Origin of the sequence: Streptomyces sp. V1I1 (genome assembly GCF_030817355.1) — a bacterium.
Classification (GTDB): domain Bacteria; phylum Actinomycetota; class Actinomycetes; order Streptomycetales; family Streptomycetaceae; genus Streptomyces.
On sequence record NZ_JAUSZH010000001.1, the window covers coordinates 4,303,426 to 4,327,761 of the forward strand.

General features: G+C 69.2%; 21 protein-coding genes and 5 tRNA genes. 15 read left to right on the forward strand and 11 right to left on the reverse strand.

The features are described from left to right. The first annotated feature begins 16 nt into the window (after positions 1–16). Positions 17–1,087, forward strand: a complete 1,071-nt coding sequence (gene purM / locus QFZ67_RS20275; RefSeq protein ID WP_307662490.1) for a phosphoribosylformylglycinamidine cyclo-ligase — start codon at positions 17–19, stop codon at positions 1,085–1,087. A gap of 83 nt (positions 1,088–1,170) precedes the next feature. Here the strand turns inward: purM and QFZ67_RS20280 are convergent, their stop codons facing one another. After that, positions 1,171–1,422 (reverse strand): DUF3073 domain-containing protein, encoded by a 252-nt coding sequence (locus tag QFZ67_RS20280; RefSeq protein ID WP_307662491.1) that lies wholly within the window; start codon positions 1,420–1,422, stop codon positions 1,171–1,173. Between the two features lie 277 nt (positions 1,423–1,699). Next, a complete protein-coding gene (locus tag QFZ67_RS20285) occupies positions 1,700–2,791 on the reverse strand; it encodes a Glu/Leu/Phe/Val dehydrogenase dimerization domain-containing protein (protein ID WP_307662492.1) in 1,092 nt (363 codons plus the stop codon). Positions 2,792–2,976: 185 nt separating this feature from the next. On the opposite strand from QFZ67_RS20285, the gene QFZ67_RS20290 reads away from it, so the two are divergent. Both QFZ67_RS20290 and bldC read left to right on the forward strand, forming a co-directional pair. After that, entirely contained in the window at positions 2,977–3,816 is an 840-nt protein-coding gene (locus tag QFZ67_RS20290; RefSeq protein WP_307662493.1) for a hypothetical protein, read from the forward strand. A 487-nt stretch (positions 3,817–4,303) separates the two neighbouring features. Next, on the forward strand, positions 4,304–4,510 hold the full coding sequence (gene bldC, locus QFZ67_RS20295; protein ID WP_003949541.1) for a developmental transcriptional regulator BldC: 207 nt from the start codon (positions 4,304–4,306) through the stop codon (positions 4,508–4,510). A 321-nt stretch (positions 4,511–4,831) separates the two neighbouring features. Here bldC and QFZ67_RS20300 read toward each other — a convergent pair whose 3' ends face one another. From QFZ67_RS20300 to QFZ67_RS20330, 7 genes are all read right to left on the reverse strand, one after another. Next, a complete protein-coding gene (locus tag QFZ67_RS20300; RefSeq protein WP_307662494.1) occupies positions 4,832–5,026 on the reverse strand; it encodes a DUF6274 family protein in 195 nt (64 codons plus the stop codon). A gap of 330 nt (positions 5,027–5,356) precedes the next feature. Beyond that, a tRNA-Asp gene (locus tag QFZ67_RS20305) sits at positions 5,357–5,431 on the reverse strand. A 92-nt stretch (positions 5,432–5,523) separates the two neighbouring features. After that, on the reverse strand, positions 5,524–9,456 hold the full coding sequence (hrpA, locus tag QFZ67_RS20310; RefSeq protein ID WP_307662495.1) for an ATP-dependent RNA helicase HrpA: 3,933 nt from the start codon (positions 9,454–9,456) through the stop codon (positions 5,524–5,526). A 438-nt stretch (positions 9,457–9,894) separates the two neighbouring features. Next, positions 9,895–9,968 (reverse strand) — tRNA-Phe (locus QFZ67_RS20315). A gap of 22 nt (positions 9,969–9,990) precedes the next feature. Beyond that, positions 9,991–10,065 (reverse strand) — tRNA-Asp (locus QFZ67_RS20320). 39 nt (positions 10,066–10,104) lie between these two features. After that, positions 10,105–10,177 (reverse strand) — tRNA-Glu (locus tag QFZ67_RS20325). Between the two features lie 80 nt (positions 10,178–10,257). Next, on the reverse strand, positions 10,258–11,811 hold the full coding sequence (locus QFZ67_RS20330; protein ID WP_307662496.1) for a metallophosphoesterase: 1,554 nt from the start codon (positions 11,809–11,811) through the stop codon (positions 10,258–10,260). Positions 11,812–11,885: 74 nt separating this feature from the next. Between QFZ67_RS20330 and QFZ67_RS20335 the strand changes: the two genes are divergently transcribed. From QFZ67_RS20335 to QFZ67_RS20375, 9 genes are all read left to right on the forward strand, one after another. Next, positions 11,886–12,236, forward strand: coding sequence for a metallopeptidase family protein (locus QFZ67_RS20335; protein WP_307662497.1), 351 nt, complete (start codon positions 11,886–11,888; stop codon positions 12,234–12,236). Then, positions 12,233–12,721, forward strand: a complete 489-nt coding sequence (locus tag QFZ67_RS20340) for a CrcB family protein (protein WP_307662498.1) — start codon at positions 12,233–12,235, stop codon at positions 12,719–12,721. The genes QFZ67_RS20335 and QFZ67_RS20340 overlap by 4 nt, the downstream gene beginning before the upstream one ends. Beyond that, positions 12,718–13,080 (forward strand): CrcB family protein, encoded by a 363-nt coding sequence (locus QFZ67_RS20345; RefSeq protein WP_307662499.1) that lies wholly within the window; start codon positions 12,718–12,720, stop codon positions 13,078–13,080. The genes QFZ67_RS20340 and QFZ67_RS20345 overlap by 4 nt, the downstream gene beginning before the upstream one ends. 71 nt (positions 13,081–13,151) lie before the next feature. Further along, on the forward strand, positions 13,152–13,736 hold the full coding sequence (locus tag QFZ67_RS20350) for a hypothetical protein (protein WP_307662500.1): 585 nt from the start codon (positions 13,152–13,154) through the stop codon (positions 13,734–13,736). 205 nt (positions 13,737–13,941) lie between these two features. Then, the gene (locus tag QFZ67_RS20355) at positions 13,942–16,164 is read left to right on the forward strand and encodes a DEAD/DEAH box helicase (RefSeq protein ID WP_307662501.1); all 2,223 of its coding nucleotides are present in this window, start codon (positions 13,942–13,944) and stop codon (positions 16,162–16,164) included. Between the two features lie 231 nt (positions 16,165–16,395). Further along, positions 16,396–18,504 (forward strand): hypothetical protein, encoded by a 2,109-nt coding sequence (locus QFZ67_RS20360; RefSeq protein ID WP_307662502.1) that lies wholly within the window; start codon positions 16,396–16,398, stop codon positions 18,502–18,504. Then, positions 18,479–19,498 (forward strand): VCBS repeat-containing protein, encoded by a 1,020-nt coding sequence (locus QFZ67_RS20365; RefSeq protein WP_307662503.1) that lies wholly within the window; start codon positions 18,479–18,481, stop codon positions 19,496–19,498. Before QFZ67_RS20360 ends, QFZ67_RS20365 begins: the two co-directional genes overlap by 26 nt. Before the next feature lie 191 nt (positions 19,499–19,689). Continuing rightward, positions 19,690–20,337 (forward strand): VCBS repeat-containing protein, encoded by a 648-nt coding sequence (locus QFZ67_RS20370; RefSeq protein WP_307662504.1) that lies wholly within the window; start codon positions 19,690–19,692, stop codon positions 20,335–20,337. A 120-nt stretch (positions 20,338–20,457) separates the two neighbouring features. Next, positions 20,458–20,533: transfer RNA gene (locus QFZ67_RS20375), tRNA-Lys, on the forward strand. 312 nt (positions 20,534–20,845) lie between these two features. Here the strand turns inward: QFZ67_RS20375 and QFZ67_RS20380 are convergent. Next, on the reverse strand, positions 20,846–21,358 hold the full coding sequence (locus tag QFZ67_RS20380; RefSeq protein WP_307662505.1) for a hypothetical protein: 513 nt from the start codon (positions 21,356–21,358) through the stop codon (positions 20,846–20,848). Positions 21,359–21,431: 73 nt separating this feature from the next. Further along, on the reverse strand, positions 21,432–21,854 hold the full coding sequence (locus QFZ67_RS20385; protein WP_307662506.1) for a recombinase family protein: 423 nt from the start codon (positions 21,852–21,854) through the stop codon (positions 21,432–21,434). 131 nt (positions 21,855–21,985) lie between these two features. Between QFZ67_RS20385 and QFZ67_RS20390 the strand changes: the two genes are divergently transcribed. The 3 genes from QFZ67_RS20390 to QFZ67_RS20400 are packed head-to-tail and all read left to right on the forward strand — an operon-like array spanning position 21,986 to position 24,231. Continuing rightward, on the forward strand, positions 21,986–23,101 hold the full coding sequence (locus QFZ67_RS20390; RefSeq protein ID WP_307662507.1) for a helix-turn-helix transcriptional regulator: 1,116 nt from the start codon (positions 21,986–21,988) through the stop codon (positions 23,099–23,101). Positions 23,102–23,114: 13 nt separating this feature from the next. Further along, positions 23,115–23,696 carry an HD family hydrolase gene (locus QFZ67_RS20395; RefSeq protein WP_307662508.1) on the forward strand — a complete coding sequence of 194 codons (582 nt, stop codon included), beginning with the start codon at positions 23,115–23,117 and terminating at the stop codon, positions 23,694–23,696. After that, positions 23,668–24,231, forward strand: a complete 564-nt coding sequence (locus QFZ67_RS20400; RefSeq protein ID WP_307662509.1) for an aminotransferase class IV — start codon at positions 23,668–23,670, stop codon at positions 24,229–24,231. The genes QFZ67_RS20395 and QFZ67_RS20400 overlap by 29 nt, the downstream gene beginning before the upstream one ends. Positions 24,232–24,336 lie beyond the last annotated feature (105 nt).

A 24,336-nucleotide genomic window follows, 5' to 3' on the forward strand; every position in this document is an offset into this window, starting at 1 on the left:
ACGAAAGTTCTTGGCTATGTCTGCTGAGTCCACCGGTGCCAGCTACGCGTCCGCAGGTGTCGACATCGAGGCGGGTGACCGCGCCGTCGAGCTGATGAAGGAGTGGGTCAAGAAGACGCAGCGCCCCGAGGTCCTCGGCGGCCTCGGCGGCTTCGCCGGTCTCTTCGACGCCTCCGCCCTCAAGCGTTACGAGCGCCCGCTGCTCGCCTCGGCCACGGACGGCGTCGGCACGAAGGTCGACCTCGCCCGCCGGATGGGCGTGTACGACACGATCGGCCACGACCTCGTCGGCATGGTCGTCGACGACCTCGTCGTCTGCGGCGCCGAGCCGCTCTTCATGACCGACTACATCTGCGTCGGCAAGGTCCACCCCGAGCGCGTCGCCGCCATCGTCAAGGGCATCGCCGAGGGCTGTGTGCTGGCCGGCTGCGCGCTGGTCGGCGGCGAGACCGCCGAGCACCCCGGGCTCCTCGGTGAGGACGACTTCGACGTCGCCGGCGCCGGTACGGGCGTGGTCGAGGCCGACCGGCTGCTGGGCGCGGATCGTATCCGTACGGGTGACGCGGTCATCGCCATGGCGTCCTCAGGCCTTCACTCCAACGGGTACTCGCTCGTACGGCACGTGCTCTTCGACCGCGCGAACATGGCGCTGGAGGAGCAGGTGGAGGAGTTCGGGCGCACCCTCGGCGAGGAACTGCTCGAGCCCACCAAGATCTACTCGCTGGACTGCCTGGCGCTCACCCGGACCACCGAGGTGCACGCTTTCAGCCACATCACCGGCGGCGGTCTTGTCAACAACCTCGCCCGGGTCATTCCGGACAATCTGCACGCGGTCGTCGACCGTTCGACCTGGACCCCCGGCGCGGTCTTCGACCTCGTCGGCAAGGCCGGCCAGGTCGAGCGTCTCGAGCTCGAGAAGACCCTCAACATGGGCGTGGGCATGATCGCCGTCGTCCCCGAGGAGTCGGTGGACGCGGCGCTGAGTACGCTCGCGGACCGCGGCGTCGACGCCTGGGTCGCGGGAGAGATCACGGACCGCGGCGACCGCGCCACCGGTGCGACCCTGACCGGGGACTACGCGAACTGAGCCCGCAGGGCAGCGCGAAACCCGGTCCGGGGCGAACGCCCCTGACCGGGTCACGTAGCAATGCTTTTTGAGGTGTACGTACGTCAAGCGCCGCGGCGCTGTGACGACGGACCGGACTCGTCGTCCTCGTCATCGTCGTCGTTGTACAGATCCGCGTACTGTGCGTACGGGTCATCTTCCTCGTCGTCATCCTCGAACGGCTCAGCGTTCGGTGGTTGACTCGAAGGCGATGCGCCCAGCTCATTGGCCAGACGCGACAGGTCAGTCCCGCCGCTGTTGTACTTCAGCTGGCGGGCGACCTTCGTCTGCTTGGCCTTGGCCCGGCCGCGCCCCATGGCTCGACCCCCTCGGTGACGGGGCTCGACGGCCCCAGAGTCTTGACACGCGTTCATGATTCGGAACGGGCTCTCCGTGGAGAGACCGGTCCGTAGGACTTCAACGGTACCTGCTTCCGCGGCCATACGGTACGCCGCCCGCATGACGCGCCACTTCACAGGACCCGCGAGGAGCCCTGTCCTCGCTGGTCAACTGCGATTTTAACCTCTTCTCGGCAGTCGACCCGCCGACCGGGGTGAGTCTTGTCTCCCAGTCGGCGGGTCAGAGCCTGCCAGGTCAGAGGCCGCGGGCCTCTGACATCCGCTGCTCGGCGATCCGGTCCGCCGCCGCGGCCGGCGGAATCCCGTCTTCCTTCGCACGTGCGAATATTGCCAGCGTGGTATCGAAGATCTTCGCCGCCTTCGCCTTGCAGCGGTCGAAGTCGAAGCCGTGCAGCTCGTCGGCGACCTGGATGACTCCGCCGGCGTTCACCACATAGTCGGGGGCGTAGAGGATCCCGTGGTCCGCGATGTCCTTCTCGACGCCGGGGTGCGCGAGCTGGTTGTTGGCAGCACCGCACACCACCTTCGCGGTGAGCACCGTCACGGAGTCGTCGTTCAGCGCGCCGCCGAGCGCGCACGGGGCGTAGACGTCCAGACCCTCCGTACGGATAAGGGCGTCCGTGTCCGCGACCGCTGTGACCCGCGGGTGCTTGTCGAGAATCCGGCGTACGGACTCCTCGCGCACATCCGTGATCACGACCTCGGCGCCGTCCTGCAGCAGGTGCTCGACCAGGTGGTGGCCGACCTTGCCGACGCCCGCGATGCCGACCTTGCGGCCGCGCAGCGTCGGGTCGCCCCACAGGTGCTGGGCCGAGGCCCGCATGCCCTGGAAGACGCCGTAGGCCGTGAGGACCGACGAGTCGCCGGCGCCGCCGTTCTCGGGGGAGCGGCCGGTGGCCCAGCGCGTCTCGCGGGCCACGACGTCCATGTCCGCGACGTATGTGCCGACGTCGCAGGCCGTCACATAGCGGCCGCCGAGGGAGTCCACGAAGCGGCCGTAGGCGAGCAGCAGCTCTGTTCTCTGACGGGCTTCGATCCTCTCCGGGTCACCGATGATCACGGCCTTGCCGCCGCCGTGGTCAAGGCCGGCCATGGCGTTCTTGTACGACATCCCCCGGGACAGGTTCAGCGCGTCCGCGACGGCCTCTTCCTCGGTGGCGTACGGGTAGAAGCGGGTGCCGCCCAGGGCCGGGCCCAGGGCGGTGGAGTGGATGGCGATGACGGCCTTCAGGCCAGAGGCGCGGTCCTGGCACAGCACGACTTGCTCGTGGCCTCCCTGGTCCGATCGGAACAGGGTGTGCAGGACGCCGTCGGTCACATCGGTCACGGTGGTGACTCCCAAGTACGAAGCGGCGGTGGAAGGGCTTCCTGGGGGTCTCCCCGTCGCTTGTGGCAGGGGAAGGGTGGGGAAGCCTTGAGTTCGGCACGAGAGTAAGTCCTACGCGTGCGTAGATCCGACGCAGTGCTGAGGATCACCCCCTGGCGGAGTACTGGCGTGGAAGGATTCGCGGCATGCCAGCGCTGTCCTCGGTCCTCGTCCCGTACGCGGCCTACCTGCGGGTGTACGAGCCGCTGGCGGCCTTTCCCGAGCCGGAGCGGGGCCACTGGGCCCGCTACGCCCGCCGGGAGCACACCCCCACCGCACAGGACGAACTGCGGCGTTCGCTGGCCGACTTGCTGCCCACCCCGCCGGTCCCCGTGCCGGTCCACGAGAGCGGCGACGCTTTTGTCACGGAGGTGGACGGCGTGGTGTGCGTCTGCCCGTGGCGTACCAGGCTGCGCGGCTGGCTGGCGCTGGAGGAGCTGACGGAGCTGTTGCCCGCCGCGCTCCTCGATGCGGCGCTGCCGCCGGTGGTGCGCGGGCAGGCGGCGGCGGACTACGAGCAGTGGCGCGAGCGGAACCCGGACGCGCGGCCCTGGATCCGTACGTCGGTCTGGCAGGTGCCGGTGCGCTGGTTCGCGCTCTTCTCGGACGAAGAGCGCGAATACGAGCCGGCGGGGCCCGCGGCGCCCGTGCTGCGCTACCGGACGCCGATGGTGCAGGCCAGGCGGCGGGTGGCCCGCGCACTGAAGACGCTGCGAGAGACGATCGACGAGGGACAGCTGACCGAAGGCCTGGTGGACGTGGGGCGGTGGCTGGAGGAGTTCCATCCGCGTTCCCTGGTCGAGCTCGACTACGGCGGCCTGGTGCACGCTCTTGCGGGACCCCAGCTCGCCGAGGACCGCTCGGCGGCGGATCTGGCCGCGGGGATCGAGGCGCTGCGGGCCGGGGACGGCGAGGGCGCGGGCGAGGCGTACGGCCGTCTGGTTGAGCGCTGGCGGGCTGTGAGGGACCTTCAGTTCGCGAACTGAGCGTTTCTGATGGGCATTGAGGATCATCGAGGCCATCGGTCCAGGACGTAGGACCCGATCCGGGCCTTTGTCTCAAGCGTGACGGACGGCACTTACTGGGCCCTTGCGCCTATCGCCTACCCTCGTGTCAAAATAGGACAAGGAGTCCGGGGAGGACTCCTTCCGTCCAACTAAGGGCGGAAAACTCGGCATTGCACCCTATGGGGGGTCTGGCGACTCCTGATAGCTCTGTGACTGATCGTCACTGCGACGTAACTGTCCGTTATGGCATGGTCCATCGGGCTTCCGCCGCTGATGAACACCTCAGAGGGCAATTCCGTCGGTTTGGCCGACGTGGCTGGACGGATGGTGTAGTTGTAGTGCCGAGGACAAGCCGTTCGTCCTATAACCGACTCGACCCGCGTCCGCCATTTCGGGCAACGCGGGTCAAGGTGCAGAATTTAGAGGAAAGAACCGAGAAGGTTCGGTTCTCCCGAGGAGGCCGCTCATGACCGCTCGCACCCCTGATGCCGAGCCGCTGCTGACCCCGGCTGAGGTTGCCACGATGTTCCGCGTGGACCCGAAGACGGTCACCCGCTGGGCCAAGGCAGGCAAGCTCACGTCCATCCGCACGCTCGGTGGGCATCGTCGGTATCGCGAGGCAGAGGTCCGCGCACTGCTTGCGGGTATTCCGCAGCAGCGTAGCGAGGCCTGAACACCCCATTGATCGGGCATTTCCGGGACCCCCATCCCGGTAAGCCCACCTATAGCTCCACATGACGGGCGTCTGCCCCAACGGACTTCGTCATCGATCGCGCTGGACTCCGCCGGGTCCAGCGCGATCTTTTTTGTGCCTGGGGAGGGGCGGGGCGCGACCGGTCCGGGGGGTGGGCGGAGGTGCGCGGAGGTGCTCAGGGGGTGGTGCAATTGCACATATTAAATTGGCTGGTTGTAGGGAGGGGGTAAGTTCACCGTTTCGGAAATCCCGTTCGGTGACTCCCGTCACATTGCACAACCCTTGCCAAAGACGAGTCTGTCACTGGGTGATGGGGCCTTCGTCCTCGGCGTGGGCGGGTGCGGAGCCGGGTGCGGAGGGTTCCATGGCGAGCCGCTGGAGGCGATGGCAGATGGGGCAGTGACGGGTGAGATGCCGGTAGCCGGACGCTGCGGCCTTCAGATGGGCGCGCAACAGCGCCCTGGTCTCGTGCTGCCTCGCTGCGGACGCCGCCATGCACGTCACCTCCGGTGTGTGCCGTCCCCTTAGTGATTGGGTACCGGCGGCAGATGACGCCGTCAAGACGCCCGGATGGGGAAGGCCGGCGCCTGGGAGGGGTGCGGGCACGGCGAAGGCCCACGTCCTGGAGGGATGCGGGCCTTGGGCGGGGCGGGCGGTCCTGACGGGATTTGCTGTGTCTGTTCGCGGCTCCGCCGCGGGCGCGGCCTCCGGCGGCCGTGTCCACGTACGGCGAAGGCCCGCGTCCTTGACGGGATCCGGGTCTCGGCCGGGTCCACGCATGACGAAGGCCCGCGTCCTTGACGGATGCGGGCCTTCGTATCACTGCGGTCCTGACGGGATTTGAACCCGCGGCCTCCACCTTGACAGGGTGGCGAGCACTCCAAACTGCTCCACAGGACCAGATTTCGCCGCGCTTTTTGCCGTGCGCTGCGAAGCAAGACTGTACAGCAGCTCGGAGGGTCCGGTCGAACTCACTCAAGGCGACGGACGCGTTACGGCGCCGCCGCGTCGATCGCCTTCACGATGCGCTTGTCCGAGACCGGGTACGCCGTGCCCAGCGCGTGCGCGAAGTAACTCACCCGCAGCTCCTCGATCATCCAGCGGATGTCCAGGACCTCCCGCGGGACCGGGCGGCCCTGCGGCATCTGTTCCAGCAGCCAGGCGTACTCGTCCTGCATCTCGTGGACCTTCTCCATGCGCGTCGTGTCGCGCTGGACGTTCGTCGGCATCTGCTGGAGGCGGCGGTCCACCGCGACCAGATAGCGCATGAGGTCCGGCAGCCGCCTCAGGCCGGTCCTGGTCACGAAGCCGGGCGGCATGAGGGCCGCCAGCTGCTCGCGGACGTCCTGGACACTGGCGACCAGGGCCAGGCTGTTCGTCGCCTTCAGGCGGCGCTCGCAGGCCTGCCAGGCGGCCAGGATCTGCTGGACCTGGTCCACCGTCCGTACCGTCGTGTCGACGAGATCCGCGCGGACCTTGTCGTACAGCTTGCGGAAGGACTCCTCGTCCCACGCCGGCCCGCCGTGGTCGGCGATCAGCTTGTCCGCCGCGGCCGAGGCGCAGTCGTCGAAGAGCGCCTGGATCGAGCCGTGCGGATTACGGGACAGGGCCAGCTTCTGCTGGTTGGTGAGCTTGTCCGAGGCGAACTTGGCAGGGTTCACCGGGATGTTGAGCAGGATCAGCTTGCGCGTGCCCTGCCACATCGCCTGCTGCTGCTCGGCCTCGGTGTCGAAGAGGCGTACGGACACGCTCTCACCGGCGTCGACGAGCGCCGGGTACGCCTTGACCGGCTGGCCGGCCCGGCGCGTCTCGAAGACGCGGGACAGCGTGCCGATCGTCCAGTCCGTGAGGCCGGTGCGCTCCAGGGACTGGCCGGCGGGCCCGGACGTGGCGGCCGCGGCGGCCTTCGAGAGGGCCTGGCGCGCCTCCGGTTTCAGCTGGAGCTTCAGCGCCTCCAGGTCCTTGGCCTCCGCGAGCTTCTTGCGGCGCTCGTCGACGATCCGGAACGTGATCTTGAGGTGGTCGGGGACCCGGGACAGATCGAAGTCGTCCGCCGTGACCGGGACGCCGACCATGCGCTGCAGCTCGCGCGCGAGGGTGACAGGCATCGGCTCCTGGAGCGGCACAGCCCTCTCCAGGAACGCTTTCGCATAGTTCGGGGCAGGGACGTAGTGCCGGCGGATCGGCTTGGGGAGGGAGCGGATCAGCTCCATCACCACCTCCTCGCGCAGCCCCGGGATCTGCCAGTCGAAGCCCTCGCTCGTGACCTGGTTCAGCACCTGGAGAGGGATGTGGACGGTCACACCGTCCGCGTCCGCGCCCGGCTCGAACTGGTACGTCACCCGGAACTTCAGCCCGCCCTGCCGCCAGGAGTCCGGGTAGTCGTCCTTGGTGACCTGCCCGGCCTTCTCGTTGATGAGCATCTCGCGCTCGAAATCGAGGAGTTCGGGCTCGTCCCGGCGCTTGTGCTTCCACCAGGAGTCGAAGTGCGCGCCCGAGACCACGTGTTCGGGCACTCGCTGTTCGTAGAAGTCGAAGAGCGTCTCGTCGTCCACGAGGATGTCGCGGCGCCGCGCCCGGTGTTCCAACTCCTCGACCTCGGTGAGGAGTCTGCGGTTGTCGGCGAAGAACTTGTGGTGCGTACGCCAGTCGCCCTCGACCAGCGCGTTACGGATGAAGAGCTCGCGGGACGTCTCCGGGTCGATGCGTCCGTAGTTCACCTTGCGCTGGGCCACGATCGGCACGCCGTACAGCGTGACCCGCTCGTACGCCATCACCGCCGCCTGGTCCTTCTCCCAGTGCGGCTCGCTGTAGGTGCGTTTGATCAGATGCCCGGCGAGCGGCTCGATCCACTCGGGCTCCACCTTGGCGTTGACGCGGGCCCACAGGCGCGACGTCTCGACGAGCTCCGCCGACATGATGAAGCGCGGGGGCTTCTTGAAGAGTGCCGAGCCGGGGAAGACCGCGAACTTGGCGCTGCGTGCGCCCAGATACTCGTTCTTGTCGGTGTCCTTGAGGCCGATGTGCGAGAGCAGGCCCGCCAGCAGCGAGGTGTGGACGGACTGCTCGGGAGCGGCTGCCTCCGCCGAGGGCTCCTCGAGATGCATGCCCATCTGCTTGGCGACCGTACGCAGCTGCGCGTAGATGTCCTGCCACTCGCGGATGCGCAGGAAGTTCAGATACTCCTGCTTGCACATCCGGCGGAAGCTGGAGGAGCCGCGCTCCTTCTGCTGCTCGCGGATGTAGCGCCAGAGATTGAGGTAGGCGAGGAAGTCGGAGGTCTCGTCCTTGAAGCGGGCGTGCTGCTGGTCGGCCTGCGTCTGCTTGTCGGCGGGCCGCTCGCGCGGGTCCTGGATGGAGAGCGCGGCAGCGATCACCATGACCTCGCGTACGCAGCCGTTCTTGTCGGCCTCGATGACCATACGGGCCAGGCGCGGGTCGACCGGGAGCTGGGCGAGCTTGCGGCCGAGTTGCGTGAGCTTCTTCTTGGGGTCCTTCTGGGCCGGGTCGAACGCGCCCAGTTCCTGGAGGAGTTGGACGCCGTCGCGGATATTGCGGTGGTCCGGCGGGTCGATGAAGGGGAACTTCTCGATGTCGCCGAGGCCGGCGGCGGTCATCTGGAGGATGACGGAGGCGAGGTTCGTACGCAGGATCTCGGCGTCCGTGAACTCGGGACGGGAGTCGAAGTCGTCCTCGGAGTAGAGGCGGACGCAGATGCCGTCGGAGGTACGGCCGCAGCGGCCCTTGCGCTGGTTGGCGCTGGCCTGGCTGATCCGCTCGATGGGGAGGCGCTGGACCTTGGTGCGGTGGCTGTAGCGGGAGATACGGGCGGTGCCCGGATCGATCACGTACTTGATGCCGGGCACGGTCAGCGAGGTCTCGGCGACGTTCGTGGCGAGGACGATGCGGCGGCCGGTGTGCGGCTGGAAGACGCGGTGCTGCTCGGCGTGCGAAAGCCGTGCGTAGAGGGGGAGCACCTCTGTGAAGCGGTACTGCTTCTTGTTGAGCGCGTCCGCGGTGTCGCGGATCTCGCGCTCGCCGGAGAGGAAGACGAGGATGTCGCCCTTGCCCTCGCCCTGGAGCTCCTCGACGGCGTCGCAGATGGCGGTGATCTGGTCGCGGTCGCTGTCCTCGCTGTCGTCCTCGAGGAGGGGGCGGTAGCGCACCTCTACGGGGTACGTACGGCCGCTGACCTCGACGATCGGGGCGTCGCCGAAGTGGCGTGAGAAGCGCTCCGGGTCGATCGTCGCGGAGGTGATGATCACCTTGAGGTCGGGGCGTCTGGGCAGCAGCTGGGCGAGATAGCCGAGCAGGAAGTCGATGTTGAGGGAACGCTCGTGGGCCTCGTCGATGATGATCGTGTCGTACGCGCGCAGCTCGCGGTCCGTCTGGATCTCGGCGAGGAGGATGCCGTCCGTCATCAGCTTGACGAAGGTGTCGCCGCCGACCTGGTCCGTGAACCGGACCTTCCAGCCGACCGCTTCGCCGAGGGGGGTGCGGAGCTCCTCCGCGACACGTTCGGCGACGGTGCGGGCGGCGATCCTTCGCGGCTGCGTATGGCCGATCATGCCGCGTACGCCGCGGCCCAGCTCCAGGCAGATCTTCGGGATCTGGGTGGTCTTGCCCGAGCCGGTCTCGCCCGCGACGATCACGACCTGGTGGTCCCGTATCGCCTCGAGGATCTCGTCCCTCCGCTGGCTGACCGGCAGCTGCTCGGGGTACGTGACCCCGGGCACCCGGCCGGCCCGCCGGGCCGTGCGGGCCGCGGACTGCTCGGCCTCGGCGGCGATGTCCTCAAGCACGGCCTGCCGCGCCTCGGGCTTACGGATACGGCGGGCGCCATCGAGACGGCGGCCGAGCCGGTGGGCGTCGCGCAGGGACGCCCCGGCCAGCAGGGTCTGAAGGTCGGCGAAGGAAGTAGACATACGGATCCCAGGATCGCACCCCCGGGAAAGCGCTGGCGAACACATTTCCACCACAAGCCGGTGGAGGACGGAGCGCATCCGTCCGGTTCCGCGGGAAGTAAGAGCGCGTCCACGCCGCTCAGCCGGGACCGAACGGGCCCCGCTGGGCGTCGGCGACCTGTGGGTATGGCGAAAGCCCCGGTCCGTGGGGGCCGGGGCTTTCGGGTTGTGGCTGGGGCCGGGGTCGAACCGGCGACCTGTCGCTTTTCGGGCGATGGCTCGTACTGGCTGGGCTGACCGGCGACGCGGCCTTCGACAGCCGCAGCGGTCCTGACGGGATTTGCTGTACCCGATTGCGGCTGCGCCGCGGGCGCGGCCTCCACCTTGACAGGGTGGCTCGCTGGGCGGTGGTGGGTATGGCGAAAGCCCCGGTCCGTGGGGGCCGGGGCTTTCGGGTTGTGGCTGGGGCCGGGGTCGAACCGGCGACCTATCGCTTTTCAGGCGATCGCTCGTACCAACTGAGCTACCCAGCCACGCGGCCTTCGACAGCCGCAGCGGTCCTGACGGGATTTGAACCCGCGGCCTCCACCTTGACAGGGTGGCGAGCACTCCAAACTGCTCCACAGGACCAAGCAATGTGCGAGCACAAGTCTCGCACATGGTGATGCGTGCCCCCAACGGGATTCGAACCCGTGCTACCGCCTTGAAAGGGCGGCGTCCTGGGCCACTAGACGATGAGGGCTAAGGGCCCACCTGGGCGCTTCGCAGCGCGTCGGGGACGTGAGAAGCATATGGGATGTGGGGAGCTATCGCCAAAACGGTTTACCGGCGGTGGGAGGGGGTGCCGGAGGGAGCACTCGGGGACGGGGTCGCCCCGGGTACGTTCTCGTCCGGGAGGTGGCGGCTGACCTCGGCCGTCGTCAGGCCCAGGCCGCCCAGCGTGATCTCGTCCCACGCCTGCAGCCGTCTGGTCGTACGGTCCAGATAGAGGACCGACGCCCGCACCTTCTCCGGCTTCTGATTCTGCAGCGCGCGCAGGCCCCCGCCGCCCGTCGAGCCCTCGACCTTCAGGCGCGTGCCCTGTCCGAGCACCTCCGTCTGGCGCTGATGGACATGGCCCGCCAGGACCAGCGGGACCTCGCCGTCCGTCTCGCGCGCCGCGACCGGGTTGTGGGCGATCGCGATGTCGACGGGCGTGCCCGCGCGGGTCTGGTCGCGCAGGGCGGAGGCGAGGCGGATGCCCGCCATGCGTTCGGCCGGGTCGCCCTGGGCGACGACCGAGCGGTCGGGGGTGAACTGGGGGTCGCCGATGCCCGCGATGCGCAGGCCGGCGACGGTGACGGCCCGGCCGTCGTCCAGGACGTGCACGTTCTTCAGGCGGGAGAGATACGCCTGGGTGGTGCCGGAGTCGTGATTGCCGCGGACCCAGACGTAGGGCGCGCCGAGGTCGGGGATCGGGTCGAGGAAGCCGTTCTCGGCGGCGGTGCCGTGGTCCATCGTGTCGCCGGAGTCGATGATCACGTCGATTCCGTACTGCTCGACGAGCGAGCCGATGATGTGCCACGACGCCGGGTTGAGGTGGATGTCGGAGACGTGCAGCACGCGCATCGTGCGGGGGTCCGGCTGGTAGGTGGGGAGGGTCGAGGTCGCCTCGTACAGCTTGGTGACATTGGTGACCAGGCGCGCCAACTCCTGTTGGTAGACGTCGAATTCGGTGACGATGGAGCGCGCGTTGCCGACGACCGAGGGGGCGCTGGAGAGCAGTCCGGAGAACTTCGGCTCCAGGACGGACTTCGGGTTCCACGTCGCGTACGCGGAGATGCCGGAGGCGGTCAGGAGGGCCAGCGCGAGGCCGCCCGCCGCGAGGGCGCGGCGCGGGCGGCGGTAGACGGCGAGGCCGAGGGCGGTCGCGCCGGAGACGACGGCGACGCAGGAGCGTACGGCCAGCTCCGTGGTCCCGTCCGTCACGTCGTGGGCGACCTCGTCCTGGAGGCCGGAGAGGCGTTCGGGGTGCTCGACCAGGGCCTGGGAGCGGACCGGGTCGAGCTGGTCGACGTCGACGTCGAGTCGGATGGGTGCGACATGGGAGTCGAGCTCCAGGGCGCCCAGCGGCGAGACGTTGATCTTTGTGCCGCCGGACAGGGACGGGCGCAGGGTCATGCTCGTGTCCATCGGGCCGACCGGCGTACGGACGCTGCCGACGATCAGCAGGCCGAGCCAGGCGCCGAGGAGGACCACGGCGGCAAGGCCCAGCGCGCGGGCCCAGGGGTGCGGGGTGTGGACGAGGGTGCTGGTGGGGCTGGTGTTGCGTGAGCGGTAGTGGTGCTGGAGCCGGGTGAGCGCGGCTCGGATCCGTTCCGGGGCTTCGCGGGCCATTGGTCCCGTATGCCCAGCCCGGCGGGCGGCCATGCCGGGGCGACCGGTCGGGCGCCGTACGTGACAATGGCCGGGTGCTGGAGATGACGCGCGAGGAGTTCGAGGAACTGGTCGCCGAAGCGCTGGACAGGATCCCGCCGGAGCTGACGCGGCTGATGGACAACGTCGCGGTGTTCGTCGAGGACGAGCCCACCGCCGACGACCCCGAGCTGCTCGGGCTCTACGAGGGGACTCCGCTCACCGACCGAGGCGAGTGGTACGCGGGCGTGCTGCCGGACCGGATCACCATCTACCGCGGGCCGACGCTGCGGATGTGCGAGACCCGCGAGGACGTGGTCGCGGAGACCGAGATCACCGTGGTGCACGAGATCGCCCATCACTTCGGGATCGACGACGAGCGGCTGCACGCGCTGGGATACGGGTGACAAGTCCGGGCCCGCCGCCGGAGGCGATCGATCCGGATGTCGATCTGCATGTGCCCGCGCAGCGCGCCGAGACCGCGGGCAGCCACAAGTGGCCGGTGCTCGCGGCGATCTCGACGGGCGGAGCGGTGGGGGCGACGGCCCGGTACGCCGCCTTGGTGCTGTGGCCCGCGGCGCCGGGCGCGTTCCCGTGGGCGACCTTCTGGGTCAATGTGCTGGGCTGCGCGCTGATCGGGGTGCTGATGGTGCTGGTCAGCGAGGGCGGCCGGAGCGCGCATCCGCTGGTGCGGCCGTTCCTGGGAGTCGGGGTGCTCGGCGGGTTCACGACCTTCTCGACGTACGCGCTCGACTTCTCCGAGCTCCTCGAGCGTGAGGAGGCGGACACCGCGATGGTCTACGCGGCCGGGACCGTCGCGGGCGCGATGGCCGCGGTGTGGCTGGCCGCCTCGGTGACCAGGACGGTCCTGACCAGAGGGGCCGCTAGGTGAACTGGCTGCTGGTGGTGGTGGGCGCGGCGGTCGGCGCGCCCCTGCGGTATCTGACGGACCGTGCGGTGCAGGCGCGCCACGACTCGGTGTTCCCGTGGGGGACCTTCGTCGTCAACGCGGCCGGGAGTCTGGTGCTGGGCGCGCTCTCGGGGGCGGCGGTGACCTCGGGGACGTACGCCCTCCTCGGTACGGGTCTGTGCGGGGCGCTCACCACGTACTCGACGTTTTCGTACGAGACGCTGCGGCTGGCCGAGCGCGGGTGGATATTCCTGGCGGCGGCAAATGTGGGCGCGTCGCTGCTGGTGGGGCTCGGATCGGTGTTCCTGGGCGCGGAGTTGGCGCGCGGGCTCGTGGCGTAGGGGGAAGTACAAGGGCGCGTTCCTTGTGCGGCGCGGGGGCGTGTCCCTTGTGGGGCACAGGGAGTTGGGTAGTGAAACCCGAGTCCTGTGCCCTGGAGGTGCCGCCCGTGCGCCAGCTGTCCGCACCCGGCCGTTTGGCTGTCGCGATCGCCGCTTCGCTGGCGATCGCGGCCTCGGCAGGCTGTATGAGCGTGAGCGACGACGAGGGCGGGAAACCGCCACCCCGTACGGCCACGGACCGGCGTGGTGCGGTGGCCGAGCCGGACGGCGGGCGGGCGGCGCCGGGCGGGCACCGGGCGCGCGGCGAGCACGGCGAGCCGGACAAGGCCGGCAAGGAGGGTGCGGACGGCAAGGGCGCGTCACCGAGCCCGAGCGGTACCGCGAAGCCCGCGGCGAAGCCCGCGCGGGGCGGGCAGAAGCCGCAGCCGCCGCGGGATCCCCAGCCGACCGGAGGCGGAGCGTCCCCGTCCGAACTGCCGCCGCAGCCGACGCCGTCCGAGCCGCCACCGGTGAGTCCAACGCCACAGCCGAGCGAGCCGTCCGATCCGCCGCCGCCGTCGTCCGCTCCTGAGGTGCACGCGGGGGCAATACAAGGGGCCGACGGGCAGGGCATGTATACGGAACCGTCGGCGTCACCGCAGGTGGGACCCATGTAACGGGGGTCACTTGAGCCGGGTTTGCCTTTAGTGGGGGAGGGTGCGTATGGTGGTAGATCGTTTGATCCCATTGCCCGGCGCCGACACAGAAGAGCGCCGCGTGGCGCGTACTCTCCCTAGCCGTGGCTGACCGCATTGAGGCGGTCGAATTGCGAATCACGGAGTTTGGGCGCGTGCCGAGACTCCGGAAGGTTTCGCATTTCGCATGTCCACTTTCAGTACTGATCACGCCGTCATGCCCGAGAACGACGAGGCCGTGGCGGCTTCCGCTGCCGAGGCCCTCGACGCCGTCGAGGCTGTCGAGTCCGCTGTCGAGGCCGACGAGGTCGCTGACACCGAGGCCGCTGAGCCGACTGTCACCTTCGCCGACCTGGGCCTGCCCGAGGGCGTCGTCCGCAAGCTCACGCAGAACGGCGTCACCACACCCTTCCCGATCCAGGCCGCGACCATCCCGGACGCCCTGGCCGGCAAGGACATCCTGGGCCGCGGCCGCACCGGCTCCGGCAAGACCCTCTCCTTCGGCCTCCCGCTGCTCGCCACCCTGGCCGGCGGCCACACCGACAAGAAGAAGCCCCGCGGCATCATCCTCACCCCGACCCGTGAGCTCGCGATGCAGGTCGCGGACGCTCTCCAGCCGTACGGCGACGTGCTCGGCCTGAAGATGAAGGTCGTCTGTGGCGGTACGTCCATGGGCAACCAGATCTACGCGCTCGAGCGCGGCGTCGATGTACTCGTCGCCACCCCGGGCCGACTGCGCGACATCATCAACCGCGGGGCCTGCTCGCTCGAGAACGTCCAGGTCGCGATCCTCGACGAGGCCGACCAGATGTCCGACCTGGGCTTCCTGCCCGAGGTCACCGAGCTGTTCGACCAGATCCCGGCCGGCGGCCAGCGGATGCTCTTCTCCGCCACCATGGAGAACGAGATCGGCACGCTTGTCCGCCGCTACCTGGTCAACCCGGTCAGCCACGAGGTCGACAGCGCCCAGGGCAACGTCACGACCATGACGCACCACGTGCTCGTCGTGAAGCCGAAGGACAAGGCGCCGGTCACCGCTGCGATCGCCGCACGCAAGGGCCGCACCATCATCTTCGTACGCACCCAGCTGGGCGCGGACCGCATCGCGGAGCAGCTGTGCGACTCGGGCGTCAAGGCCGACGCGCTTCACGGCGGCATGACGCAGGGTGCCCGTACCCGCGTCCTCGAGGACTTCAAGAAGGGCTACGTCAACGCGCTCGTCGCGACCGACGTCGCCGCCCGCGGTATCCACGTCGACGGCATCGACCTGGTCCTGAACGTGGACCCGGCCGGCGACCACAAGGACTACCTGCACCGTTCGGGCCGTACGGCTCGCGCCGGCCGGTCCGGTGTTGTCGTCTCCCTCTCGCTGCCGCACCAGCGCCGCCAGATCTTCCGTCTGATGGAGGACGCGGGCGTCGACGCCTCGCGCCACATCGTGGCCGGAGCGGGCGCGTTCGACCCGGAGGTCGCCGAGATCACCGGCGCGCGTTCGCTGACCGAGGTCCAGGCCGACTCCGCGAACAACGCAGCCAAGCAGGCGGAGCGCGAGGTCGTCGACCTGACCAAGCAGCTCGAGCGCGTGCAGCGCCGTGCGGCCGAACTCCGCGAGGAGGCCGACCGCCTGGTGGCGCGCGCGGCGCGCGAGCGGGGCGACGACCCGGAGACCGCGGTTGCCGAGGCGACGGCTGTCGCCGAGGCCGAGGTGGAGGCCGCGGCTGCCGCGGCGTCCGTGCCGGAGCAGGCGTCGGAGCGTCGCGAGGAGCGTCGTGACGACCGGGGCAACTTCGAGCGCCGGGGTGGCGACCGGGGTGACCGCGGCGACCGCGGCGGTTTCCGTCGTGACAACGACCGTCCGTCCTCGGGTGGCTTCCGCCGCGACAATGACCGTCGTGACGGCGACCGTGGTGGCCGTTCGTTCGAGCGTCGTGACGACCGCGGCGGTTTCCGTCGTGACAACGACCGTCCGTCCTCGGGTGGCTTCCGCCGCGACAATGACCGTCGTGACGGCGACCGTGGTGGCCGTTCGTTCGAGCGTCGTGACGACCGCGGTGGCTTCCGTCGTGACAACGACCGTCCGTCGTCCGGCGGCTTCCGCCGCGACGACCGCCCCACGGGTGGCTTCAACCGTGACCGTGACGACCGTGGCGGCCGTTCCTTCGAGCGCCGTGACGACCGTTCCTCGGGCGGCTTCCGCCGTGACGACCGCCCGACCGGCGGCCACCGTGGCAGCGACCGCCCGTTCAACCGCGACCGCCGCGACGACCGCCCCGCGGGCGGCTTCCGCTCTGGTGGCAATGACCGTCCGTACGGCCGCCGCGACGACCACCGCGGAGGTACCGGTACCGGCACGAACACCGGCTCCTTCGGGCGCCGTGACGACAAGCCGCGCTGGAAGCGCAACGGCTGATCCGATCTGGTCTGACCAGACGGTCTGACTGGCAGGGCCCGTACGGCACTTCGGTGTTGTACGGGCCCTGTTTGCGTCTGTGAGGCGGCTGTTGCTGCTGTTACGATCCGTCCACTCGCGTGGGGGTTCTGCCGGGGGGCAGTTTCACAAGATTCCGGTGCCGGACAGGCACTTGGTCCCCCATGCCATCTTCTTGTCCTGGGGAGGGACTGAGTGGCCCATCGTGCCCTCATGCGCGGCGCCGTAGCCGCGACCATCTCGCTTTCGCTCGCGGCCGGACTCGGTTCTGCGGCCGCGCAGGCCGAGGCGGGCGTTGCCTCCGTATCGCCGGAGGACGCCGTGGAGATCCCGGCCACCTTCACGACACAGAAAGGATCGATGCACCTGGTGGACACCGGTAACCCGCTCTACGGGGACGGGGCGGGCCGGCTCGGGTTCTTCCACCGCCACAGCGGCACCGGCCACTACTTCTGGACGCGCTACTCGGACGGGCAGTCGGTCCCCGCGAATCCGACCGGAACCGGCTGGGGATCCGCACGAGGCACCGGCACGGACACCATCGTGTACTTCGGGAACGGGTCGATCCAGCTGCGCGACATGGCGGCCGGGACGACCCGGTTCATAACCGTGCCGCAAGGTTTCGTCTTCGGCGGGGCGTACGGCAACACCATCCTCGCCGTGAAGACCGTGACCGAGGAGTCCGGCGGTACGACCACCACCAAGGCCGTGGAGCCCCAGCTGCTGGACGTCGCCGAGGATGGTGTCGTACGCAGGCGGCCGGTCGAAGGGCTGCCCGACGGCGCCGAAATGCTCTGGCCCGGTGCGGCCGCCGGTGGTGACTCGCAGTCCGTCCTCCTCCGGCTGAAGGTGGACGGAATCCCACGGCTGGCGAACATCGATGTCGCGACCGCCCGGATGACCGGCCACACCCAGCTGCTCGACCGGCCCGCCGTACTTCTGTCGCCCCGTCATGTCGCCTGGTACACGGTCGGGACCGGGCAGAGCGAGATCAGGGTGGTTCCCAGGTCCGATCTCGGCGCGGAGCCGACGGCGCTCCCGGCTCCCCTTGGATTGGACCGCTACAGCTACGAGATCGCCATCGTCGGCGACTGGGTGATCCACTTCAAGGGCCCCGGCCAGCCGGTCATGGCGACGCCCATGAAGGGTGGTGAACCGCGCCGGCTGTTGAAGGACAGCGCACTGCGCCTCGCCTCGGCGGAGGACGGCTCCGCCACGATCGTGGGCGGTGTCACGGGCACCGCGGACTGGGGCGCGTACCGCATCACCGAGGGCGAGGACGGCACGCCCGTCGTGACCCGGGTGGTGGACCTGTCGCCGGTGCCGGCCACAGTCCAGGGCCTCGCAGTGGGCGGTGGCACCCTTTTCGTCGGGGACAACAGCAGCGGCAAGCGCCACGCGTATACACGGGAACTCCGTGTGCAGGGGGCGCCCGAATACGGTCAGCGCAGCCCGGTCATGGCACTCGGCGGAGACTGCCTGCCGTCCGCCCCCGACTGCCACCAGCTGTACTCCGACGGCGGGGACATGGTCAGCCTCACCCAAAGGACGGACGGAGACGACCAGATCACTACGCGCTACGCCGGCGTCGTGGCCACTGGCCTGTCCGGCGGGACCATCACCGACGCGGCCGACCACTATGTCGTCTACACCCACAAGGGCACGAACCAGCAGATCGTCTACAACACCCGGACCACCGGCGAGAAGAAGGTTCTGACGCGCACTCCGGTGGCCTCCGCCCTGTGGGCCGACACGCTGTGGAGTGCGACGGGGGGCACGGGCACCGGCTCCGGCACCGTGACCGCGTACGACCTGGCGGCCAAGAAGCCCGCGGGCGAGATCGACACCGGCTCGGGCTGCACCCCCGAGGAGCTTCAGGCGCTCGGCCGCTGGCTGTACTGGTCCCTGCGGCACCCGAGCCGGTGTGTACGACCGTACGGCGAAGAAGTCCGTCCCCGTACCGGCCGACGAGGCCCTGCTGGGCGACGGCTATCTCGTACGGCACAACAGGCCCGACGGCAAACTCGAGCTGACCGACTTCTCCTCCGGCACGGCGGTCAGCCGCCCGCTGGCCGACTTCCCCGCCACGCAGCGGCCGCAGCGCCGGGTGACCTGGACGGTCGACAAGTTCGGCGGTCATGTTGCGTACGCGGATGCCGCTCAGCGCGTGCATGTGGTGCCGGTAGGAGTCGCCACACAGCCGCTCAGCGGGTGGAAGACGGTGTACCAGCACTGGGGGACTGGCGCGGAAGGCAGCGACGGCCGGACGGTCTATACCGACACCGGGAAGTTCCAGGTGCGTCTGTCCAAGCCGGTGGTTGACTGGACCCTGACCCTCAAGGACCCCCGCACAGGGAAGACGGTCCGCACGCGGACGGGCGGCGAGGCGAGGCACACTCTCTCTGCTGAATGGACCGGAGTCTCGGACGATTACGCCCAGCTGCCCAACGGCCGTTACACCTGGACCGTGACCGCGAGGCCCGCCGACGGCCATGGTGCCCCCGGAGTCTGGAGCGGCACCTTCCAGCAGGTGTATGGGACGCCGGCGTGGCGTGACCTCGATGGGCGGGACACGATCGGCGACCTGATCACCCTCAGCAAGGGCAACCCGGTCATGTCCATCAGGCCGGGCCGGAGCAACGGAACGATCGGCGGATACGAGGGCGGACCTGCCCTCGACGACCGGGCGAAGATCGTTCCGATGGGCGATCTGAACGGGGACCGGTGCAACGACTTCCTGGTCCGCCGCTGGCCCGGTCGGCTGTACCTGATGGACGGAGGCTGCTCCAGGGAGCCCTGGCCCGAGGTGCCGGACAAGCTGGTCGGCAGCAGCGGCTGGAACCAGTTCGACGTCATGGTCTCCCCGGGGGACCTCACCGGCGACGGCCGCCCCGACATGCTGGCCCGCCAGACGACCACGGGCGATCTCTTCCTGTACGCGGCCAATGCGACCGGCGGCGGTGTGCGCGCGGGCGTCCGCATCGGCAAGGGCTGGAAGGGCCTCATGACTGTGGGCGCAGGCGACCTGAACGGCGACGGCAAGGGAGATGTTCTGACGCGCGATGCCTCCGGGACACTGTGGCGGTACAACGGCACCGGTGGTGGCACCCTCACGAACCGTGTCAAGGTCGGCAGCGGCTGGCAGATCTACAACGCGGTCGTCGGCATCGGTGACCTCAGCGGCGACGGTAAGGCCGATCTGGTGGCTCGTGACACCGCGGGCGTTCTGTGGCGCTACAACGGCACGGGACAGGGCACCTTCACGGCCAGGACGAAGATCGGGACCGGCTGGCAGAAGTACGCCGCGCTGTTCTGACCGTTCCCGGCGCCTTTACGCCAACGAATGTGCCGGCGTGGCGCCTTGGAACGATCGAGTCCTGCCGTGAGCGACTGACACAGGGCCCGTACGGCAGTCGGATGCCGTACGGGCCCTGTCTGCTGCTGTGAGGCGACAGTTGTGCCCCGTCCGCTGCATGTGCGGCTTGCCCCTCCCACCTGCGGCGGGAGATGCCACCACCGCTCCCGCACCCCCCGCGCCCCTGCCCAAGTGGCGCGACTTCAGCGGCGACGGCAGGGGCGACCTGCTCGCGCTCACGTCGGGCGGGACGTTGGCCGTATGCACGGGCACGGGCACTGGCGGCCTCGGGACCGGCGTGTCGGCGACCGGCTGGCCGTCGTCGTCGCTCGTCGTCCCGTTCGGCGATCTGTCCGGGGGACAAGTGCAACGACCTCCTCGTACGGAACTCCTCGGGCGCGCTGACGCGGTACGACGGCAGCTGCGGCAAGGCGTTCTCGCCGAGCGGCCCCAAGCTGGCGCTCGGCACCGGCTGGAACATCTACAACACGCTGACCTCGCCCGGCGATCTGACGGGCGACGCTCGGGCCGACCTGCTGGCGCGTACATCGGCCGGTGAGCTGTACCTGTACGCGGACGGTGGCGCGGGCAAGCTGAAGGCCAGGGTGAAGATCGGCACGGGCCGGCAGATCTACAACTCGGTTGCCGGTGTCGGCGACATCACCGGCGACGGCGGGGCGGACGTGGTCGCCCGCGACACGGCCGGTGTGCTGTGGCGCTACAACGGCACGGGTACGGGCACGCTGAGCGCCCGCGTGAAGATCGGCTCCGGCTGGCAGACGTACAAGGCGCTGTCCTAGCCTCCCGGGCGAGGTCACTGGGCCTGGCCTGCCCCATCTTGTGACCGGTGACGGGCCGGTGATCCGATACCCGATCGGCTCACCGGTTCCGTCCGGCTATGCTCGGGGGTGTTGTGCCGAGGGCCGTTAGCTCAATTGGCAGAGCAGCGGACTTTTAATCCGTTGGTTGTGGGTTCGAGTCCCACACGGCCTACCACTCAGCCCCAGGTCAGAGCGCATCTGATCTGGGGCTGAAGGCGTTTCGGGGGCCGTTCGGGTCGATTGCTCCACCGATGCTCAATCGAAGTGCAAACGATCAAGACATGAAGGAGCCCCGGCCCGTCCGCGCGGGGGATGCGGGCAGACCGGGGCTCGCTGGGTGTCAGGCCTTGGGCGGGGTAACGAATCCCCTCCGGGGCCTGGGCTGCGGATCACGAGAGTCCGGCTGCTGCGCGCGCTTCCACGCTGCGACCAGATTGGCGTACCGCGGGTCAATCCATTCCTTCGCCATGGCCGAGAGCCTAGGCCGTCAGCCCTTGGGCTTGGGGATGATGACGATCGGACCACTGTCGTCCGAGTGCTGGCACGACGCAGCCACAGATACCAGCGTGTCCTCCGGTCCCCGCCACAGATCGCGGTCCACCGCGTAGCCGGCCGCCTCGATCAGTGCGATCGTGCGGTCGATGAGCGCCTGATCGAACCGACCAGGGTCGGGCTGCTCGGGCACGTGGTGCACGAAATTGCCGAACCTCGCGCACAGGTTGTAGTAGAGGCCGGTGTGCAGGATGAGCGTGTGCCATCCCTCGTCGACCACACGGCTCGGTGTCATGGCGCGGCCAGGCCGAGCCGCCGCGGTCGCCACGAACGCGAGGGCCTCCGTGATGATCCGGCCGCCCATCTCGATCGCCATGCCGGGGTTGTTGGTGAGGATCGTGCCGAGCACCGAGTTGAACTCGGCGTCGGACAGTAACGACCGGGCCGACACGGCGGGGATGGGGCTGCCCGGCGGGTCCGGTACCGGCGGGGTCTGGGGTGTGCTCACGGTTCTCTCCTCTGCTCGATGGGGCGGGGCCCACCCCGGCCGGGCCGGGACGGGGCGTCGGCCGGGGCGGGGATCAGTGGGGTGTACGCAGTCGGCCGCGCGCCTTCTCTGCGGCCGAGTCGTTCTCGCCTTCGGCGGTCTCGCAATGGCCGCCGGCCTGCTCGACACGGCGCCGCATGGCGGCACCCCGAGCGGTGTCCCGGGTGAGGCGGTCCCAGTCGTCGATGAGGCAGGCCACGGGGCCCGGTGTGCCGTCCATGGCCACACACAGCGCCTCGAACTGCGGCCGGTAGTGGCTCAGTGCGTGGTCGCCGAGGTCGAGCCAGATGCCCGCGATCTCCCAACCGCGGGACTCGGCGTAGGCGCGGCACCGGTCGAGGCGGATGTCGAGGATGACCGTGGAAGCCGTCGCGTGCCGGTCGTAGATGAAGGCGCGTGTCTTCGCCTCGACTGCCGCGTCCTGGGTTCTCGAGTGGGTCGGCTCTACGGCATCCACGATGACGCCCTTCCTACTACGCTGAGTTGCCCGGTCATCACTCCGGTTACGACACTAGAAAGCGCAGATCACCGCTTGAAGTGACCGTAGGTACGGGTAACCGGCCGCCGTGTACGGGCAAAGGGGATGCCATGGACAGCCGCTCGAGATCCACCCCGACCACCGGTCAGGGAACCGCTCAGCGTGGCCGCGGCGGCACAGTCTCCGGGTACGTCTTCCGCCTGATTCGCGAGCAGTTGGGGCACACGCAGGATGCCCTCGCCGAGCAGTTCCGAGTGTCGCCCGACACCATCGCGGGATGGGAGTGCGGCCGACGCCCGCTCACCGCCGTACCCGTCGGCCAGATGCTCGTACACCGCCACCGGCTCATGCAGCTGGGTACCAGTCCGTCGCTGCTCTTAGCTCTCGAACGAGCCATGGGAGCCGACGTGTTGCTGGCGAGCGCCCTGGACGAAGACGTCTCCGCCACCGACAGCCCGATCGGTGCGTGGGTCATGCAGCGCGATCTGGTCGAGGTTCTCTCCTGGCCCCTCAACGGCGTCGCACCCACTCCGCTTCGGGATCTGCCTGCCCCGCCTCGCCCTCGCCGCGGCCCCGTTCCGGACGGTCCGGAGCTGCCGGCCGACGACCGCAGACGCTTCTTCTCCCGCATGCGCCGCACCGCCGAACAGGCTCGCGGTGGCGAGCACTTCCTCCTTCGCCGCCAGGCTCTCTATCTGGCCGGCTACGACGAGGAGCCGGACACCTCCGAGTGGCTGACTCAGCAGCAGCGCACGGAGCGCCCCGACGACTGGCTGACCAGGTGGCTCAACGCCCGCTCCGTCGCCGCGGTGGCAGCACGGCAGGGCGACCGTGACCGGATGGGGCACTTCATCACCACGACACTCGCAGACGATGACGCGGGCGAGGCCGCCAACCTCAACTACTGGGCCTACTGGATCGGTGAGGCTCCGCACATCCAGCTGTCCGACGACTTCATTGCCGCGTCCGAAGCGGGTCCCTGGCAAGGCGACAGGCTGATGCGCCACCTGGTACGCGGTCTCACGCCACACCACGGGTTCTTCGACCTCAACGTGCACACCCTGTGGACGCTCCTCGCTGCACGCCCGAGCCTCCTGCGTCCTTCTCCTGTAGGCCGCGCGCTGCGCGAACGGCTCCCCGTGATGTTGGATAGCCCAGAGCTGTCGACGCGTGCGCGCCGAGAGCTCGAGGGCATCCGGTACGCAATCCGCCTCGCCGAGGCGTGAGAGGAGACGGACGGTGGCTGACGACCTGTCCGCGGTGGCGCACTTCCTGTACGAGGCGGGCACACTCAAGCACGCGCGGCGCACGGGATGGTGGATGGCGGGCGTCCGCGACCCGGAGAGCGTCGCCGAGCACGCGTGGCGCACGTCGCTGATCGCCTCGATCATCGCGAAGCTTGAGGGCGCCGACCCCTCGAGGGCAGCGTTTCTCGCGGTGTGGCACGACTCGCAGGAGACCCGCACCGGAGACGTGAACTACCTCGGCAAGAAGTACTCGTCAGAGGCCAACCCGGAGGACGTGACCGCGGACCAGACGGCCGGCATGCCCGAGGTGCTGGCCTCGACCGTGCGGGACCTGGTGGCCGAGTATGAGGCGAAGGAGACCCCGGAAGCGATCTGCGCCCGGGACGCGGACAAGCTCGAGTGCATGCTGCAGGGCATCGAGTACAAGGCGCAGGGATACGAGAACGCGCAGCGGTGGATCGACAACAGTCGCGGCCGGCTCGTCACCGAAACCGGGCAGCGTCTCGCCGACGAGCTTCTCTCGCACGGGTCGCTGGATTGGTTGCGTGCCGCCCTGGGCGAGAAGCCAGCCTGACCCCGGACGCACGAATGCGCCCCTTCCACCCGAAGGTGAGAGGGGCGCATTGCGTCACGCATTTCGTTACGGGTATTGGCGGAGGGACGGATCGAGCGCAGCAGACGATCGGCTCGCCATGATCGAGGCGCGGGAGAACGGCCACGACTGGCCCATCCTCCTGAACGAGCGCGGGAAGGTCAGCGAGGGACCGGGTGCGTGCATCGCCATCGTCCGCGACGGTGTGGTCTCGACGCCCTCCACCACCAGCGGGATCCTTGAGAGCCTGACCCGCGAGACCTCGATCACCCTGCTTCGGGAGCTCGGGTACACGGTCGTCGAGCGTGATGTCGATCGCGCCGAGCTGTATCTGGCGGATGAGGTCTTCTTCATGGGCACGGGCTGGGAGATCCTGCCGGTGACCTGGGTGGACGGCCTCAAGGTGGGGGAGGGGTCCACCGGTCCGGTGACCCGTGCGCTGGATACGGCCTACGCCTCCGTGGTCCGGGGCGAATCCCCGGAGCATGCAGACTGGTTGACCGAGATTCCCTTCTGATCGATCTTCGGGGCCGGGTGCCGCTTCTCGGAGTACGGTCGACCGCGCCTGAGCGCGGCACCCGCCCCCGGCTGCCGATCCCGGCACTCTGCTGGGATGATGCTC

Excerpts from the sequence above, each read along its gene's own strand:
- QFZ67_RS20390 (WP_307662507.1), top strand. The coding sequence starts at position 21,986 with ATGGACAGCCGCTCGAGATCCACCCCGACCACCGGTCAGGGAACCGCT.
- QFZ67_RS20360 (WP_307662502.1), top strand. The coding sequence starts at position 16,396 with ATGCGCGGCGCCGTAGCCGCGACCATCTCGCTTTCGCTCGCGGCCGGA.
- QFZ67_RS20290 (WP_307662493.1), top strand. The coding sequence starts at position 2,977 with ATGCCAGCGCTGTCCTCGGTCCTCGTCCCGTACGCGGCCTACCTGCGG.
- QFZ67_RS20330 (WP_307662496.1), bottom strand. The coding sequence starts at position 11,811 with ATGGCCCGCGAAGCCCCGGAACGGATCCGAGCCGCGCTCACCCGGCTC.
- bldC (WP_003949541.1), top strand. The coding sequence starts at position 4,304 with ATGACCGCTCGCACCCCTGATGCCGAGCCGCTGCTGACCCCGGCTGAG.
- hrpA (WP_307662495.1), bottom strand. The coding sequence starts at position 9,456 with ATGTCTACTTCCTTCGCCGACCTTCAGACCCTGCTGGCCGGGGCGTCC.
- QFZ67_RS20300 (WP_307662494.1), bottom strand. The coding sequence starts at position 5,026 with ATGGCGGCGTCCGCAGCGAGGCAGCACGAGACCAGGGCGCTGTTGCGC.
- QFZ67_RS20280 (WP_307662491.1), bottom strand. The coding sequence starts at position 1,422 with ATGGGGCGCGGCCGGGCCAAGGCCAAGCAGACGAAGGTCGCCCGCCAG.
- purM (WP_307662490.1), top strand. The coding sequence starts at position 17 with ATGTCTGCTGAGTCCACCGGTGCCAGCTACGCGTCCGCAGGTGTCGAC.
- QFZ67_RS20355 (WP_307662501.1), top strand. The coding sequence starts at position 13,942 with ATGTCCACTTTCAGTACTGATCACGCCGTCATGCCCGAGAACGACGAG.
- QFZ67_RS20370 (WP_307662504.1), top strand. The coding sequence starts at position 19,690 with ATGCCACCACCGCTCCCGCACCCCCCGCGCCCCTGCCCAAGTGGCGCG.